General features: G+C 60.3%; 15 protein-coding genes and 1 tRNA gene. 11 read left to right on the top strand and 5 right to left on the bottom strand.

Translation table 11 applies throughout. The annotated features are described in order from the left end of the window. Positions 1-24: 24 nt before the first annotated feature. Both WA302_RS05460 and WA302_RS05455 read left to right on the top strand, forming a co-directional pair. Complete coding sequence (locus tag WA302_RS05460) at positions 25-591, top strand: GNAT family N-acetyltransferase (RefSeq protein ID WP_049204278.1); 567 nt, start codon at positions 25-27, stop codon at positions 589-591. Further along, on the top strand, positions 575-1,135 hold the full coding sequence (locus tag WA302_RS05455; protein WP_043141824.1) for a hypothetical protein: 561 nt from the start codon (positions 575-577) through the stop codon (positions 1,133-1,135). Before WA302_RS05460 ends, WA302_RS05455 begins: the two co-directional genes overlap by 17 nt. A 111-nt stretch (positions 1,136-1,246) precedes the next feature. Here the strand turns inward: WA302_RS05455 and WA302_RS05450 are convergent, their stop codons facing one another. Further along, the gene (locus WA302_RS05450; protein ID WP_025302338.1) at positions 1,247-1,549 is read right to left on the bottom strand and encodes a putative quinol monooxygenase; all 303 of its coding nucleotides are present in this window, start codon (positions 1,547-1,549) and stop codon (positions 1,247-1,249) included. A gap of 384 nt (positions 1,550-1,933) precedes the next feature. On the opposite strand from WA302_RS05450, the gene WA302_RS05445 reads away from it, so the two are divergent. After that, positions 1,934-3,247: an MFS transporter gene (locus WA302_RS05445; protein WP_049204277.1), complete on the top strand. Its 1,314-nt coding sequence runs from the start codon at positions 1,934-1,936 to the stop codon at positions 3,245-3,247. Positions 3,248-3,321: 74 nt separating this feature from the next. Beyond that, positions 3,322-3,825 (top strand): DedA family protein, encoded by a 504-nt coding sequence (locus WA302_RS05440; RefSeq protein ID WP_049295357.1) that lies wholly within the window; start codon positions 3,322-3,324, stop codon positions 3,823-3,825. Between the two features lie 220 nt (positions 3,826-4,045). Here the strand turns inward: WA302_RS05440 and WA302_RS05435 are convergent. Further along, positions 4,046-4,121: transfer RNA gene (locus WA302_RS05435), tRNA-Lys, on the bottom strand. Between the two features lie 349 nt (positions 4,122-4,470). Here WA302_RS05435 and cycA point away from each other — a divergent pair. Beyond that, positions 4,471-5,871: a D-serine/D-alanine/glycine transporter gene (cycA, locus tag WA302_RS05430; RefSeq protein WP_043141829.1), complete on the top strand. Its 1,401-nt coding sequence runs from the start codon at positions 4,471-4,473 to the stop codon at positions 5,869-5,871. 48 nt (positions 5,872-5,919) lie between these two features. Here the strand turns inward: cycA and WA302_RS05425 are convergent, their stop codons facing one another. Further along, positions 5,920-6,843 carry a DMT family transporter gene (locus WA302_RS05425; protein ID WP_025302334.1) on the bottom strand — a complete coding sequence of 308 codons (924 nt, stop codon included), beginning with the start codon at positions 6,841-6,843 and terminating at the stop codon, positions 5,920-5,922. A gap of 67 nt (positions 6,844-6,910) precedes the next feature. Between WA302_RS05425 and WA302_RS05420 the strand changes: the two genes are divergently transcribed. Then, positions 6,911-7,486 (top strand): helix-turn-helix domain-containing protein, encoded by a 576-nt coding sequence (locus tag WA302_RS05420; protein ID WP_025302333.1) that lies wholly within the window; start codon positions 6,911-6,913, stop codon positions 7,484-7,486. A 117-nt stretch (positions 7,487-7,603) separates the two neighbouring features. Beyond that, positions 7,604-8,077, top strand: a complete 474-nt coding sequence (locus WA302_RS05415) for a helix-turn-helix domain-containing protein (protein WP_025302332.1) — start codon at positions 7,604-7,606, stop codon at positions 8,075-8,077. Here the strand turns inward: WA302_RS05415 and WA302_RS05410 are convergent. Continuing rightward, the gene (locus WA302_RS05410) at positions 8,061-8,984 is read right to left on the bottom strand and encodes a LysR family transcriptional regulator (RefSeq protein WP_336063239.1); all 924 of its coding nucleotides are present in this window, start codon (positions 8,982-8,984) and stop codon (positions 8,061-8,063) included. The two genes, WA302_RS05415 and WA302_RS05410, sit on opposite strands and share 17 nt — an antisense overlap. A 68-nt stretch (positions 8,985-9,052) precedes the next feature. Here WA302_RS05410 and WA302_RS05405 point away from each other — a divergent pair, with 68 nt between their 5' ends. The 4 genes from WA302_RS05405 (at position 9,053) to WA302_RS05390 (ending at position 11,893) form a co-directional block, all read left to right on the top strand. Next, positions 9,053-9,670 (top strand): LysE family translocator, encoded by a 618-nt coding sequence (locus tag WA302_RS05405; protein WP_197818981.1) that lies wholly within the window; start codon positions 9,053-9,055, stop codon positions 9,668-9,670. 78 nt (positions 9,671-9,748) lie between these two features. After that, positions 9,749-10,348: an NAD(P)H:quinone oxidoreductase gene (gene wrbA / locus WA302_RS05400; protein WP_025302329.1), complete on the top strand. Its 600-nt coding sequence runs from the start codon at positions 9,749-9,751 to the stop codon at positions 10,346-10,348. 236 nt (positions 10,349-10,584) lie between these two features. Beyond that, positions 10,585-10,899 (top strand): hypothetical protein, encoded by a 315-nt coding sequence (locus WA302_RS05395; RefSeq protein WP_016928271.1) that lies wholly within the window; start codon positions 10,585-10,587, stop codon positions 10,897-10,899. Between the two features lie 193 nt (positions 10,900-11,092). Then, positions 11,093-11,893, top strand: a complete 801-nt coding sequence (locus WA302_RS05390) for a DNA/RNA non-specific endonuclease (RefSeq protein ID WP_015377376.1) — start codon at positions 11,093-11,095, stop codon at positions 11,891-11,893. Between the two features lie 49 nt (positions 11,894-11,942). Here WA302_RS05390 and WA302_RS05385 read toward each other — a convergent pair whose 3' ends face one another. After that, positions 11,943-15,023, bottom strand: coding sequence for a MexW/MexI family multidrug efflux RND transporter permease subunit (locus WA302_RS05385; protein ID WP_049208068.1), 3,081 nt, complete (start codon positions 15,021-15,023; stop codon positions 11,943-11,945). Position 15,024 lies beyond the last annotated feature (1 nt).

Genomic DNA, 15,024 nt, shown 5'->3' with positions numbered 1-15,024 from the left:
CTAATGCGCTGATAAGGAAAAATAATGCGCCTTTTGCCTCTGCAGACCCCCAGACTGATCCTGCGCCCGTTCACGGCCGACGATCTGCCCCACTTTACCGCCTACCGCAGTCACCCTGACGTGGCGCGCTATCAAAGCTGGAGCGACTACAGCGCCACCGATGCGCAGGCCTTTTTCGAACGGCAACGGCAGCTCGCGTTCAACCGTGACGACAGCTGGTTCCAGCTGGCGGTCGAGCGCCGTGAGGACGGCGCGTTGCTCGGCGATGTCGCGGTGCATTTCTTCGATGAGGGGCGCCAGGCTGAACTGGGCGTGACCTTCGCGCCCAGCCACCAGCGGCAAGGGCTGGCGCGCGAGGCGCTGAGCGCCGTCATCGCTCTGCTGTTCGGGGCGCTGGCGAAGCACCGTATTACTGCGGTGGTGGACACGCGTAATCTTGGCGCCGCCACACTGTTCGGCAAGTTGGGTTTTCGCCGCGAGGCCTATTGGCGGCAAAACGTGTTTTTCAAAGGCGCATGGGGCGACGAATTCGGCTTTGCCCTGCTGCAAAGCGAATGGCGGGAGAATGCAAGGCATGACGCTGCTGAATAAATACCTTGGGCAATACCAGTTCTCGGAACGGCATGCGATCGCCATCGCCGCGCCGCAGGCGCGGATCCTGGCGGCCGTGGCCGCCTACGATCCCAAGCACGATCGTTTCTTCCGCAGCATGATAGCGCTGCGCGAATTGCCCGCGCGGCTGATGCCACGCGATAAGCCCAGCCCGCCGCCGTTTGGCCTGCATAATTTTTGCCTGCTTGAGCAGGATGACAGCGCGTTGGTCTATGGCCTGATCGGCCGCTTTTGGCAGGCTGAGTACGGTCTGGAGCAGGTCGCTGACGGAGCGGGCTTTCTGGCCTTCGCTCAGCCCGGCGTCGCCAAACTGGCGCTGGGGTATGTCGTGAGTCCCCTCGAGGGTGGGCGCTGCCGTCTGGTGACGGAAACGCGCGTCTTCTGCCCCGACGACGCCAGCCGGCGGCGGTTTACCCCGTATTGGTATGCTATTCGCCTGGTGAGCGGGTTGATAAGACGCCGCATGCTGCGCGCCATTAAAACCGCCAGCGAAAAGCGGGTAGTGAATCATTCACCAAGCTGATTCATTTAAGAGCATTCTTAGAGAATGAAAATCATTATCAGCCTATTTTTTAATCACAACAAGATAGTAGTGAGAAGCCATTGACCCCGCCCCCTGCGGGGATTTTTTCGCCTATTTATCGCCTGTTTCAGGAAACACCTGCATAAACAAGAAGGTGCAAGGCTTGCGCTGATACTGATTGATCTGCGGCACCAGCCGGGTGAAATGCTCGGTCTGACAATGCACGTCCAGGGCGGCGCGGTCCGGCCAGCTTTCGATAAAAATAAAGTGCCCGGGATCCTGCTGGTCGATGCACAGTTCATAACTGATGCACAGCGGCTCTTGACGGGTTTTCGCCACCAGCTCGCGATACCATGGCATAACGGTGTCAATGTGTTCCGGCTGGATAAAATCTTCAGCGATGACCTTCAGCATGTTGCGCTCCTGCATTCTGTTTTGCCGTGCTTCACCTTATCGTCCTCACTCCCGAGATGAAAGCGCCCTACTCCAGGTCTATCACCGGGTTGCCAATTCGGTGATAACGCACACAGATCTCGATCAAAACGCTTGAACGCGCCATAGCCCTGTGTGAACGTTTGATTAACAAAAAAGCAACACACCATTCACTATGGTGATGTCTGCATCAACCTGCCGACCCGATACGCGGCATTTTTTTCGCCCTTAAAGGCCTGACCATTAGTCCTTTAGACCTTTGTATCTCACGAAGAAAATCCGCTGTGACCGTCGTGTTGAGGGCAACGGCGCCAGGACGGTCCTTATGACCGACGCTTGTCATTCTCAGAAGAGAGGTTATCGCCAGTGAATCACGCCACCTATGCCGCTCCAGCGCTCAACGCCGCCATCCGCAAAACCTGGCGCAGACTGGTGCCCTTAATGTTCGCCATGTACTTCATCGCGTTTATCGACAGGGTTAACGTCGGCTTTGCCAAGGACGCGATGGCTATCGACATCGCGCTGTCGCAATCCGCCTTCGCATTGGGCGCCGGGATATTTTTTGCCGCCTATGCGCTGTTCGGCATCCCGGCCAATCTGCTGATGAACCGCTGGGGCGCCAAACGCTGGCTTAGCGCCACCACCGCACTGTGGGGGGCGCTGTCGGCCTGTACCGGGCTGGTGACCAACGAACAGCAATTTATCATCCTGCGGTTTCTGCTGGGGATCGCCGAAGCCGGCTTTTACCCTGGCATCCTGTTGCTGGCGTCGATCTATTTTCCCAATAAGGTGCGCGCCTCGGTCATTGGCATTTTCGTGCTCGGCGTGCCGGCGGCCCTGACGCTCGGCTCACCGCTGTCGGGGGCATTGCTGGAGATGCACGGCGTGTTGGGTAAACCCGGCTGGTTCTGGATGTTCGTGCTGGAAGGGCTGCCGGCCGTCGCCCTCGGCGTCTTCGCCTTTTTCTATCTCGACGATAACCCTCGGCAGGCTCGCTTTTTGACCGAGGAAGAACGCACGGCATTGGTCACACAGTTGGCTGACGAACAGCAGCAGACCGAAACCAGCAGCGTCAAAGCGGCAATGAGAAGCGGCACCGTTTGGCATCTGGCGTTGATCTACGGCACCCTGCAAATCGGCGTGTACGGCCTGATGTTTTTCCTGCCGTCGCAGGTCGCCTCGCTGATGGGCACCCATCTCGGTTTCAAGGCCTCGCTGGTGGCCGCCATTCCCTGGGCGTTCTCCGCGCTGGGCGTCTATTTCCTGCCGCGCTATGCCGACAGAAAAACCGCCAGAAGATTACCGATCGCCGTGGGGTGCATGGTCGCGGCAGCGCTGGGGTTGGTCGTTTCTTCCTATGCCGGCCCTCTGCTCGCTATCGTCGCCCTGAGCTGCTGCGCAGTCAGTTTCCTGGCGGTACAGCCGATTTTCTGGACGTTTCCCGCGCAGGTGCTCACCGGCCCGGCGCTGGCGGCCGGCATCGGTTTTTGCACCACGCTCGGCGCCGCATTCAGCTTCTTAGCCCCGCTGATCCGCACGGAGGCGGAACAGCGTTTTCACAGCCCGCATGCCGGGCCGCTGGTGCTGGCCGCCTTTTCACTGCTGTGCGCCACGCTGTTGTGGGCGCTCAGAAACCGGCGCGCCGACGTGAGCAAGCAAGACGCAGAGATTGCCGGATAGCGGCGCGTTATTTAGCCATTATTGAACCTGCGGATGGGACACTGGCACTCAGCCCTCTCCCCCGCAGGTATTAAATGGATGAATTGACGCACATTATCGCTAAATACAGCCCGGAACCGGAGATGTTGCTGCTGCTGATTTTCCTGTTCGCGCTGGGAAAATCCGTGATCGTGGTGTCTTCCGCCTTGCCGCCCGCCTCGGTGACGCTGCTGGTAGGCATCCTTGCAGGCAAACACACGCTGCCCCTCGGTGCCGTTTGGGCGGCCATCGCCCTCGGCGCCACGTTGGGATCGATCTTGTCGTTCCACGGCGGCGCGCTGCTGTGCCGCCACGATCTTGGCCGCCGGCTGCCGGCACGCTTTCACACTCCGCTGCACAAAGCGCAACGTTCCTTGCAAAAGCGCGGGCTACCGCTGCTGTTCGCCTCGCGTTTCCTGGCGGTGATGCGCTACACCATGCCGCTGATGGCCGGCATGCTGCAACTGCCGGCGAGGCACGTCTATGCCACCGCCGCGCTCTCAGCCGCCGTTTGGGCACTCCTCTTGATGTCGGCCGCGCATTTATTCCCCGCTTCTTGACCTGAAAGATTCTTGGGCAAATGCCCCATCCCTGCGCCGACGTTGCGCCAGCGCACAGCCTCCCTTGCCGTATAAAGTACGGTGCAACATCGCAGTTTGCGCCAGATCACCTTTCTGAACATCAGTCGAAAAATGCGAATTTTTTTGCAGAATGCGCGCTTAAAACGGCGCCATGAGGGAAAAAACAGAGAAAAGTCTGTGCGTAACACGCTGATTTGGTTGGTGGGTCGTACAGGGTTCGAACCTGTGACCAATTGATTAAGAGTCAACTGCTCTACCGACTGAGCTAACGACCCAACGCGATAAATTGTCCTCCTCGCCAGTGCCGCTGTCAAACGCTTCCACTCATTACTTTTTCTCATGCGATTTTTACAACTCTTTGTTTAATCAACGAGATAAGCCGCATAAGGTCTGTTAATCCCACCTTTTGAAGAGTAATCTTCCGCTCCCTGAACGTCCGATTTGCCTCCTCCGTGTAAAGATTGATCGACTTTTATCCCACGTATAAATGTTGTAAACATGTTGCACAAAGGTGGCGTTATTGCACTACCTTACTAAAGCCGGACCAACCGGATAAATGTATAAAAAAGAGCCACTTCAGAGCTCACGACTTCACTAATGACAGGTAAAACAGGACATCATCAGATGGTAGATCACTCTAAAATAGCGACTGACGCGACGCCCGCTTCAGAAGATCATCTACGGCGAAACCTTACTAACCGACATATTCAACTGATCGCCATCGGCGGCGCCATCGGCACCGGTCTGTTTATGGGCTCCGGTAAAACCATCAGCCTGGCCGGCCCTTCGATCATCTTCGTGTACATGATCATCGGCTTTATGCTGTTCTTCGTGATGCGCGCCATGGGTGAGCTGCTGCTGTCTAACCTGGAATACAAATCGTTCAGCGATTTCGCCGCAGATCTGCTCGGCCCGTGGGCGGGTTTCTTCACTGGCTGGACCTACTGGTTCTGCTGGGTGGTCACCGGCATCGCCGACGTTGTGGCGATCACCGCCTACGCCCAGTTCTGGTTCCCCGGACTGTCACAGTGGATTGCTTCACTGCTGTGCGTGCTGTTGCTGCTCGGCCTTAATCTGGCGACGGTGAAAATGTTCGGCGAAATGGAGTTTTGGTTTGCGATGATCAAAATCGTCGCCATCGTCGGGCTGATCGTCGCCGGGCTGGTGATGATCGCCATGCAGTTCCAATCGCCGACCGGCACCGTGGCCTCATTCACCCATCTGTGGAATGACGGCGGCATGTTCCCGAAAGGCATCAGCGGTTTCTTCGCCGGCTTCCAGATCGCAGTATTCGCCTTCGTCGGCATTGAGCTGGTGGGCACTACCGCCGCGGAAACCAAGGATCCGGAGAAGTCATTGCCGCGCGCCATCAACTCGATTCCGATCCGCATCATCATGTTCTACGTGTTCGCCCTGATCGTCATCATGTCGGTGACGCCGTGGAACTCCGTGGTGCCGGACAAGAGCCCGTTCGTTGAACTGTTCGTGCTGATTGGCCTGCCGGCCGCGGCCAGCGTGATCAACTTCGTGGTGCTAACCTCCGCTGCCTCCTCCGCCAACAGTGGGGTGTTCTCCACCAGCCGCATGCTGTTCGGGCTGGCGCAGGAAGGCGACGCGCCGAAATCGTTCGCCAACCTGTCCAAGCGCGCGGTGCCGGCCAACGGCCTCACCTTCTCCTGCATCTGCCTGCTGGGCGGCGTGGTGCTGATTTACCTGATCCCGAACGTGATGACGGTCTTCACCCTGGTGACCACCGTATCGGCGATTCTGTTCATGTTCGTCTGGACCATCATCCTGTGCTCGTATCTGGTTTACCGCAAACAGCGCCCGGCGCTGCACCAGAAATCGATCTACAAGATGCCTGCCGGCAAGCTGATGTGCTGGGTATGCATGGCGTTCTTCGTGTTCGTGCTGGTGCTGCTGTCGCTGCGCGAAGACACCCGCCAGGCACTGATCGTCACCCCGCTGTGGTTCATCGTGCTCGGCCTGTCTTACGTGTTCCTGCGCAAGAAGAAAACCGCGTGATGCAAAAAGGGGCGGATCTCTCCGCCCCTTTCTTTCTACGCCTCTGCGCTAATCCGCTTCCGTCGCCACCGCTGCTTTCCCCTTGCGCCGTATGCGCAGCTCGCTGACTACCACCCCAATCACGATCAACGCGCCCCCCAACAACGCCACGCCCGGTAAACGTTCACCGGCGAGCCGCCCGACAATGCCCGCCCAGACCGGTTCGCCGGCGTAAATCACCGTGGCCCGCGTCGGCGAAACGCTGCGCTGCGCCCAGTTCATAGTCAGCTGAATCAAGGCGCTGGCCAGCCCCAGCCCAATGGCGCTGTACAGCAGGTAATCCGAATACGGCGGCGGCGACTCGCCGGTCGGCGCCATCATCAAAAAGGAGGCCAGTGAGGCGGTCGCCAGCTGCACAATGGTCACCCGGCGGATATTCACCTTGCCGGCAAAGGCACCGATCAGAATGATCTCTGCCGCCATGCCCAGCGTGCCGGCCAGCGTCAGCATTTCGCCAAGGCTCAGCGTCATGTCCGTGCTGCTCGGTGCCGCCAGCAGCATCAGGCCGGTAAAGGCCAGCAGAATACCGATCCACGACATGATGCCGGGGAACCGCCCCAGTACCAGCCATTGCAATAGCGGCACGATCGGCACGTACATGGCGGTGATGAACGCCGATTGGCTGCTGGTAATCGTCTGCAGACCGACGGTTTGCATGCTGTAGCCAAACATGATCGCCAGCCCGATCAGTACGCCCGCCTTCAGTTCATACAGGGTCAGGCCGCGCAGCACGCGCAGCGAAAACAGCGTCAACGCCAGCGTGGCGGTGGCGAAACGCAGACCGACGAAAAAGAACGGCCCGCTGACTTGCATCGCGTGATGCACCGCCAAAAAGGTGCCGCCCCAGATCATGGTGATGAAAATCAACACCGCTTCCGGCAACCTGATTTGCGGAACCACGGCGGAAATAAAGGATTTTTTTGCTGCTGACACCGGCTTGCCCTTCCTGCTGAGTGCAATATAATGCACAGATCCTGCCAGTATGAGATAAAGTCCGGCGATGAGCAATACGGCGCATAACGCGAAAACCGATCCCCCCAAGGTGCTGCAGTACCTGAGCAGCAATCTGCGCGGCTACCGCCAACAGGCGGGCCTGAGCCAGATGGCGCTGGCCGAACTTTCCGGCGTCAGCCGCCGCATGCTGGCGGGCATCGAGGCCGGCGATCGCAACGTCAGCCTGGCGGTGCTCGACAAGATCGCCGCTGCCCTGACGATTTCGTTCACCGATCTGATCCAGGCGCCGGAAGCGCGCGGCGACCATCTGGTGGGGGAACTGGCCTGGCAAGGCGCGCAACCGGGCAGCCAGGCGCTGTTCGCCGCCAGCGTGCCGGCGCGCCAACGGGCCGAGCTGTGGGAATGGACGCTGATGCCGGGCGAGCGCTATGACTCTGCGCCGGACGCGGAAGGCTGGAATGAAATGATCTACGTGATTGCCGGTACCCTGACGCTGGAGTTGGAACAAGGCACGCTGACGCTCAGCGCGGGCACCGCACAAACCTTCAACAGCGATCAACGCTACGCCTACGCCAACCACGGCGATCTCCCGCTGCGCTTTATCCGCAACGTCGCCTTCTGACTGCTCGCCAGCCCGCGCCGGCGGCGGGTGTCGTGTCGCTGTCGTGCCGCTGTCGTGGCGCAGCTACCCCGCCCGCCCTACACTGAATGGCAGTGACAGCGAACTCAGGAGTGCACCATGCAAAAGTATCGCATCAGGCCATTACGTCTGGAAAAAGGCTGGTCGCAGGAGCAGCTGGCGACCATCGCCGGCCTCAGCACCCGCACCGTACAGCGGATTGAAAACGGCGAACAGGCCAGCCTGGAAACCTTGACCGCGATCGCCGCCGCGCTGGGCGTGCAGGTCAGCAATCTCAACGCACAGCCGCAACAGACGACAATGGGGGAGGAGACGCCTGACGAACAACGTCTTCGTCGCCAGGTCGCGGCAGAAGGCAAACTGCTGAGCATGGCGGTGCGTTTCGCCGTCATCGGTGCGATATTGCTCGCTGTCAACGTCTTTACCCATCCGCACTATCTCTGGTCGCTGTGGGCGATCGGCGGCATGAGCCTCGCGCTGGTCATGCGGGCGGTGCGCACTCTGCTGCTTCGTAACGTCTTCAGCCGCTGGCAGGAACAGCGGCTGGCGCAAAAACTCAGGCGTCTGCCGTGAGCCTCAACCACTCGGCCAGCCGAGCCAGCGCGCTGCCGGGCACGATCGGCTGCGGCGACAGCAGGTAATAGCCGCTGCCGTCGGGCATAAAACCGAACGGCGCGCTCAACAAGCCGGCGGCCAGATCGTCTCGCACTTGCAGCCACGGGCCCATCGCAATGCCAAGACCGGCGACCGCCGCCTGCAGGCTGAAATAGAAATGATCAAAGCGCTGCTCTGGATGCCCCACCAAGGCCACCCCCTGTTGCTGCGCCCAATGCCACCAGGCATCCGGCCGGGTAGCGGCATGCAGCAGCTTCGCGCCGGGCCGCAAACTCAGCAGGCTGCCCTCAGCGATCGTCATCCTTGCCAATGCCCCGGGTTGGCACACCGGCCCAACCTTTTCACTGAACAGCGCCAGGCTATGCACCTCCTTTCCCCAATCGAAGTCATTGCGCCTGATCGCCGCCGTAATGCTGTCATGGAACGAAAACGGCCCGCCACCGGCCACCAGCTGTAAGTTGATGTCCGGATGCGCCTGCTGAAAAGCCGGCAGACGCGGGATCAGCCAACGCATCAATAAGGTCGGTTCACAGGACAAGACCAGCGGCGCGTCGAGCGCCTGCTGACGCAGTTCCAGCGCGGTATGATCCAGAATGCCGAAGGCCTGCTGCGTCGCCTGAAACAGCTTGCGCCCCGCCGCCGTGAGCAGTACCCGCCGATGGCGGCGCTCAAACAACGCCACGCCCAGTTCCTCTTCCAGCGCCCGCACAGCCCGGCTGACGGCGCCATGCGTCAAATTCAGCCCCTGCGCCGCCTGCGTAAAACTTTCCAGCCGCGCGGCGGCCTCGAAGCAGCGCAGTCCGCCCAACGGCAACGGCCTGCCGATTTTGCGTGAGTTTTTCTCACCGATATTGTCACTATTCATCGTTTGTCACCGAGAAAAATTACTCTTATAAATCAGTCACTCTATTGTTAAACATCGCAAGGATAACTATGACTGAACTCATCGCTGTCGTCACCATTACTTTACTCGCCGTGATAAGCCCAGGGCCGGACTTCGCCATGGTCTCGCGCAACAGTCTGCTGCTCTCACGCCGCGCCGGCATATTGACCGCCTGTGGCATCGGCGCCGGCGTACTGGTTCATGTCAGCTATACGCTGATTGGCGTCGGCGTGTTGATTCAACAATCGCCCTGGTTGTTTAACCTGCTCAAAGGCATCGGCGCCGCTTATCTGATCTATCTCGGCTTTACGCTGCTGCGCAACGCGGCGCATCAGGATGCCACGCCCAGCACCGCGTCGGCCGCCATCAGCGATTTCGGCGCGCTGAAAACCGGCTTTTTCACCAACGCGTTAAACCCGAAAACCACCATTTTCATCGTCAGCCTATTCATGCAGGTCGTCTCTCCGCACACCCCGCTCGGTGTACAAATCGGCTATGGCCTCTTTATTGCCGCCGTCCATGTGTTCTGGTTCGCTGCCGTTGCGTTGCTGTTTTCCGCGCCTGGCGTCAATGCGCGCTTTTTGCGTTTACGCCGCGGCATCGACCGCACCTTTGGCGGGCTGCTGATTGTCTTTGGCGCCATGTTGGCGATCGCCGGCATCAGGTAACGCCACGACGCCAAGTTCGTCATTCGCTTCTATGCTTATCAGGGGTTTTTGTTAATCATCTGAGCGGGAGTATGAAACATGACGAAACTGTTGGTGCTTTATTACTCAATGTACGGCCATATCGAACGCCTGGCGCAGGCGGTGGCTGAAGGGGCGAACCGTGTCAACGACGTGGACGTGACGATTAAACGCGTGCCGGAAACCATGACGCCGGAGGCCTTCGCCAAAGCCGGGGGCAAGCAACACCAGCAGGCGCCGGTCGCCAGCCCGCAAGAACTGGCGGACTATGACGGCATTATCTTCGGCACGCCAACCCGCTTCGGCAATATGGCCGGGCAAATGCGCACCTTCCTCGATCAAACCGGCGGGCTGTGGGCTTCCGGCGCGCTGTACGGCAAGGTAGGCAGCGTCTTCTCCTCCACCGGCACCGGCGGCGGCCAGGAACACACCATCAGTTCGACCTGGACCACGCTGGCGCACCACGGTTTCATCATCGTACCGATCGGCTATGCGACGCAGGAGCTGTTTGACGTTTCGCAGGTGCGCGGCGGCACCCCGTATGGCGCCACCACCATCGCCGGCGCCGACGGTTCGCGGCAGCCGAGTAACGAAGAGCTGACCATTGCCCGTTATCAGGGCGAACACGTGGCTAAAATCACCGCCAAGCTGAAAAGTTAAGCACCCTCCAGCCCCCGTGATCCAAAGGGCCGCGCATTCGCACGGCCCCATCTTGTTGCCAACCCGCCGCAAGGTTAGAATGCCCCTCCCCCGGCCATTCAGCGTCTGAAGGCCAGGCCCGAATTCGTTCTGCCCGTCGCTCATCCGCTTTCAGCCCGAGGACGGGCGTTCTGTTTTTTGCGCACAGCGAAGGGAATAAGTCAGTGTCTAAAGATTTTGATGAACTAATAAGAGACATGGATCTTATTATTGAAAATGTAGACAGCTTCAAGGCTCTGGCTCCGCGCGCGCCCGAGCCGGCTCCGGCCCCGCCGCCGCCGGTTCATCACTACGACTCGTTCTGCGAAAACATCGCGCTGAAAGTCGTCTTGAAGGTGCTGCTGTCTTCGGTGGACAAGATAGTCAAAGTACAGATCGCCAACAAGGTCGAGCAGGAAATCGCGCAGATCGAACAGCAGGTGGTGCGCGCCGGCGGCGGCCCGGTATCACCGGACGATCTGGCGCAGATGACGCATTACGTTCGCCGCACGGTCAACGACCTGCTGGAGTAATCCTCCCCCCCCTTTGAAACGGCGTCTGTTGGACGCCGTTTTCATTTCTGCCGCATTTCACGTGCGGCTTGGCTGTACCATGACTGACACATTCACAACATGAATATGTTGCATTGTTGTATTCGTTTCACTGCGATAAGTTTAATTTACTGTAAATACATACAGTTCTTTTTAACTTATTGAGGATATGAATATGCGCTTTAACAACAAGATGTTGGCCCTGGCCGCCCTGCTGTTCGCCGCTCAGGCGTCGGCCGACACGCTCGAATCCATCGACAACTGCGCGGTCGGCTGCCCGACTGGTGGCAGCAGCAACGTGTCTATCGTGCGTCATGCTTATACGTTGAACAACAACAGTACCACCAAGTTCGCCAACTGGGTGGCTTATCACATCACCAAAGACACGCCGGCCAGCGGCAAGACGCGCAACTGGAAAACCGATCCGGCGCTCAACCCGGCGGACACGTTAGCACCCGCCGATTACACCGGCGCCAATGCGGCGCTGAAGGTCGATCGCGGTCATCAGGCGCCGCTGGCTTCGCTGGCGGGCGTTTCCGACTGGGAATCGCTGAACTACCTGTCCAACATCACGCCGCAAAAGTCCGATCTTAACCAGGGCGCCTGGGCGCGGCTGGAAGATCAGGAACGCAAGCTGATCGATCGCGCCGATATCTCCTCGGTCTATACCGTGACCGGGCCGCTGTATGAACGCGATATGGGCAAACTGCCGGGCACCCAGAAAGCGCATACCATCCCCAGCGCCTACTGGAAGGTGATTTTCATCAACAACAGCCCGGCGGTGAACCACTATGCCGCCTTCCTGTTCGATCAGAACACGCCGAAGGGCGCCGATTTCTGCCAGTTCCGCGTGACGGTGGACGAGATCGAGAAGCGTACCGGCCTGATCATCTGGGCCGGTCTGCCGGACGACGTGCAGGCTTCGCTGAAGAGCAAGCCCGGCGTCCTGCCGGAGTTGATGGGCTGCAAAAACTGACGAAAAAACCCGCCGAGGCGGGTTTATTTTTCATACGGGCGCCGGCGGTTTATTCCGTCAGCGCCTTTTGCGCGGCGGCCAACTCACGCTGCCGGGGCGACGCCACCGCATGATCGCGCGCCAACAGCGTGTACACCGTCGGCAGCACGAACAGGGTAAACAGCGTGCCCACCAGCATGCCGGAGACGATCACCAGCCCCAGCCCGAAGCGGCTGGCGGCACCGGCGCCGCTGGCGAACAGCAGCGGGATCAAACCGAACACCATCGCCCCGGTGGTCATCAGCACCGGCCGCAGGCGAATTTGCGCCGCCTGCAAAATCGCGTCGCGCCGCGTCAGCCCCTGATGCATCTGCAGTTCGTTGGCGAACTCCACCATCAAAATACCGTGCTTACTAATCAGCCCGATCAGGGTCACCAGCCCGACCTGGGTATAGATATTCATCGTGGCGTAACCCAACGCCAGCGGCAGCAAGGCGCCGCAGATCGACAGCGGCACGGTGATGAGGATGATCAGCGGATCTTTCAGGCTCTCGTACTGCGCCGCCAGTACCAGGTAAATGATCACCAACGCCGCCAGGAACGCGAACGCCAGCGCGCTGCCTTCCTGGGTATATTGGCGCGAATCCCCCTGCCAGTCATGGCTAAAGTCGGCCGGCAACGCATTCGCCTGCCGTTCGAGGAAGGCCACCGCTTCGCCCATCGAAACGCCGGGGGCGGGAATGGCCTGCAGGGTGGCGGCGTTCTGCTGGTTAAACTGAGTCAGCTTGTTCGGTTCGACCTTAACGGCCACCGATACTACGGTGGAGAGCGGCACCAGCGTATTGTCCTGGGTGCGGACGTACTGCCGCGCCAGCGCCTGCGGCGTCAGCCGCTGTTCGCGCAGACTTTGCGGGATCACGTCATAGGCGCGCCCGTCCATGCCGAAGCGATTGAGGTAGTTCTCCCCCACCAGCACCGCCAGCGATTCGCCGATGTCGCTCATGCGGATCCCCAGACTGTTGGCCTTGGCGCGGTCGATATGCACCTCCGCCAGCGGGTTGTTGTAGTCCAGATCGCTGTCCACCACCATAAACAGGCCGCTGTTTCTGGCGTTCTGCTTCACCTCTTCCAGGGTGCGGTACAGCTGCGGGTAGTCCTGCGGCGTACGCAGCACCATCTGCACCGGTAGCCCTCCGGTGGAACCCGGCAACGCGGGCAGTTGGAAGGCGAAAATGCTGGTGCCTTCGACGTCGTTCACCGCCCGTTGCAGATCGGCCTGCACCGCCGACGCCGAACGCTGGCGCGCCTGCCACAGCGTCAGGTTGATGCCGCCAATGCCGGACGCCGTGCCGTCGCTGCCGTTGATGATCCAGCGGCTTTCGGTTTCCGGCATGCGGTTGTAGACCTCATCCAGCTTGTAGGCGAAGCGTTCGACATAGTTCAGGTTGGCGTGCTGCGGCGCCTTGATGGCGGTCAGTACGATGGCCTGATCCTCGGTCGGCGCCAGCTCGCGCTGCGGCATCAGGTACAACAGCGGCAGGCTGATCATCACCAACAGCGCCAGCGTCCCAGTCAACCAACGGTGGTGCAGCGAGAAGTCCAGCGCGCGCGCATAACGCCGCGTCAGGCCGCCGAAGAACCACTCGGCGGCGTGCGCCACGCGCCCTTCGCTCTGTTTGGCCGGCAGCAGGAGCGAGCTCATCACCGGCGACAGCGTCAGCGCCACCACGCCGGACACCACCACCGCCCCGGCCAGCGTCAGCGCGAACTCGCGAAACAGCGCGCCGGTCAGCCCGCCCATCAGGCCGATCGGCGCATAGACCGCCGCCAGCGTCAGCGTCATGGCGATCACCGGCCCCGCCACCTCGCGTGCGCCGATCATCGCCGCCGCCAGCGGCGTTTTCCCCTCTTCGATATGGCGATGTACGTTCTCCACCACCACAATGGCGTCGTCCACCACCAAACCGATCGCCAGAACCATCGCCAGCAGCGTCAGCAAATTGACGCTGAAGCCGAAGGCCAGCATCAGCCCTGCAGCGCCAAGGATCGACAGCGGAATGGTCACCACCGGGATCAACACGGTGCGCAGCGACCCCAGACACAGATAGATCACCGCCACCACGATCGCCAGCGCTTCGAGCAGGGTATGCACCACTTCATCGATCGAGGCCTGAATAAAGCGCGCGGTCTCGAACGCCAGCGCCATCTTCACGCCCGGCGGCTGCATCTTGTCGATCGCCGGCATCAGGTGACGAATGCCGTCGACGATCACCAGCGGGTTGCCGGTCGGCGTAGGGAAGACGCCGAGGAACACCGCTGGTTCGCCATCCATCAGGGCACTGGTTTCGGTGGCCGCGGCACCTAGCTCCACGGTGCCAACGTCTTTCAAGCGCACCAGGCCGTTGCCGTCGTTGCGCACCACCAGATTGCGGAACTCTTCCACGCTGGTGAGATCGGTATTCACCCGCACGTTGGCAACCACGTACTGCCCTTTTACCTTGCCCGGCGCCGCCTGGTAGTTGTTGCGCCGCACCGCGTCGGCCACGTCGGCGGCAGTCAGGCCGCGGCCGGCCAGCCGATCGCTGTCCAGCCACAGGCGCATCGCCATTTTTTGCCCGCCAAACACTTCCACCTTGGCGACGCCGTCGATGGTGGTGAACATCGGCTCCACCACCCGCGTCAGGTATTCGCTCAGCGCCGGTGTGGACAGCGTTTTACTGGAGAAACCGACATAGGCCACGGCAGTAGCTTCACCAGCGGACCGCTCAATCACCGGATCGTAAGCCTGCTCCGGCAGCTTGTAGCGCACCTGGTTGACCTTGGCCATCACTTCGGTCAGCGCCTGGGTGGAGTCGCGGTTCAGCGCCATACGCACCGTCACCACGCTGCGCCCCTGAACCGACGAGGAAGAAAGGTAGTCAACGCCCTCGACGGACGACACCGCCTGGGCGATTGGCTGCGTGACAAAGCCCTGCATCAGCTCGGACGACGCGCCGGGATAGTCGGTGCTGATGGTAATGGTAGAGTTTTCCAGCAGCGGATATTGGCGGATCGGCAGTTTGCTGAGCGCCAGCGCGCCGAACAGCAGGATCAGGGTGCTGACCACCAGCGCCAGCACCGGCCGGCGCACGAACAGATCGGTAAATGTCATC

This window comes from Serratia sp. 201 (assembly GCF_037027545.1).
Classification (GTDB): domain Bacteria; phylum Pseudomonadota; class Gammaproteobacteria; order Enterobacterales; family Enterobacteriaceae; genus Serratia; species Serratia bockelmannii.
The sequence above is the reverse complement of the archived record's forward strand: the minus strand, read 5'-3'. Positions and strand labels throughout refer to the sequence as shown.

Coding starts and splice junctions, on each gene's coding strand:
- WA302_RS05460 (WP_049204278.1), top strand. CDS start 25: ATGCGCCTTTTGCCTCTGCAGACCCCCAGACTGATCCTGCGCCCGTTC.
- WA302_RS05455 (WP_043141824.1), top strand. CDS start 575: ATGACGCTGCTGAATAAATACCTTGGGCAATACCAGTTCTCGGAACGG.
- WA302_RS05450 (WP_025302338.1), bottom strand. CDS start 1,549: ATGCTGAAGGTCATCGCTGAAGATTTTATCCAGCCGGAACACATTGAC.
- WA302_RS05440 (WP_049295357.1), top strand. CDS start 3,322: ATGGATGAATTGACGCACATTATCGCTAAATACAGCCCGGAACCGGAG.
- cycA (WP_043141829.1), top strand. CDS start 4,471: ATGGTAGATCACTCTAAAATAGCGACTGACGCGACGCCCGCTTCAGAA.
- WA302_RS05420 (WP_025302333.1), top strand. CDS start 6,911: ATGAGCAATACGGCGCATAACGCGAAAACCGATCCCCCCAAGGTGCTG.
- WA302_RS05415 (WP_025302332.1), top strand. CDS start 7,604: ATGCAAAAGTATCGCATCAGGCCATTACGTCTGGAAAAAGGCTGGTCG.
- WA302_RS05410 (WP_336063239.1), bottom strand. CDS start 8,984: ATGAATAGTGACAATATCGGTGAGAAAAACTCACGCAAAATCGGCAGG.
- WA302_RS05405 (WP_197818981.1), top strand. CDS start 9,053: ATGACTGAACTCATCGCTGTCGTCACCATTACTTTACTCGCCGTGATA.
- wrbA (WP_025302329.1), top strand. CDS start 9,749: ATGACGAAACTGTTGGTGCTTTATTACTCAATGTACGGCCATATCGAA.
- WA302_RS05395 (WP_016928271.1), top strand. CDS start 10,585: ATGGATCTTATTATTGAAAATGTAGACAGCTTCAAGGCTCTGGCTCCG.
- WA302_RS05390 (WP_015377376.1), top strand. CDS start 11,093: ATGCGCTTTAACAACAAGATGTTGGCCCTGGCCGCCCTGCTGTTCGCC.
- WA302_RS05385 (WP_049208068.1), bottom strand. CDS start 15,023: ATGACATTTACCGATCTGTTCGTGCGCCGGCCGGTGCTGGCGCTGGTG.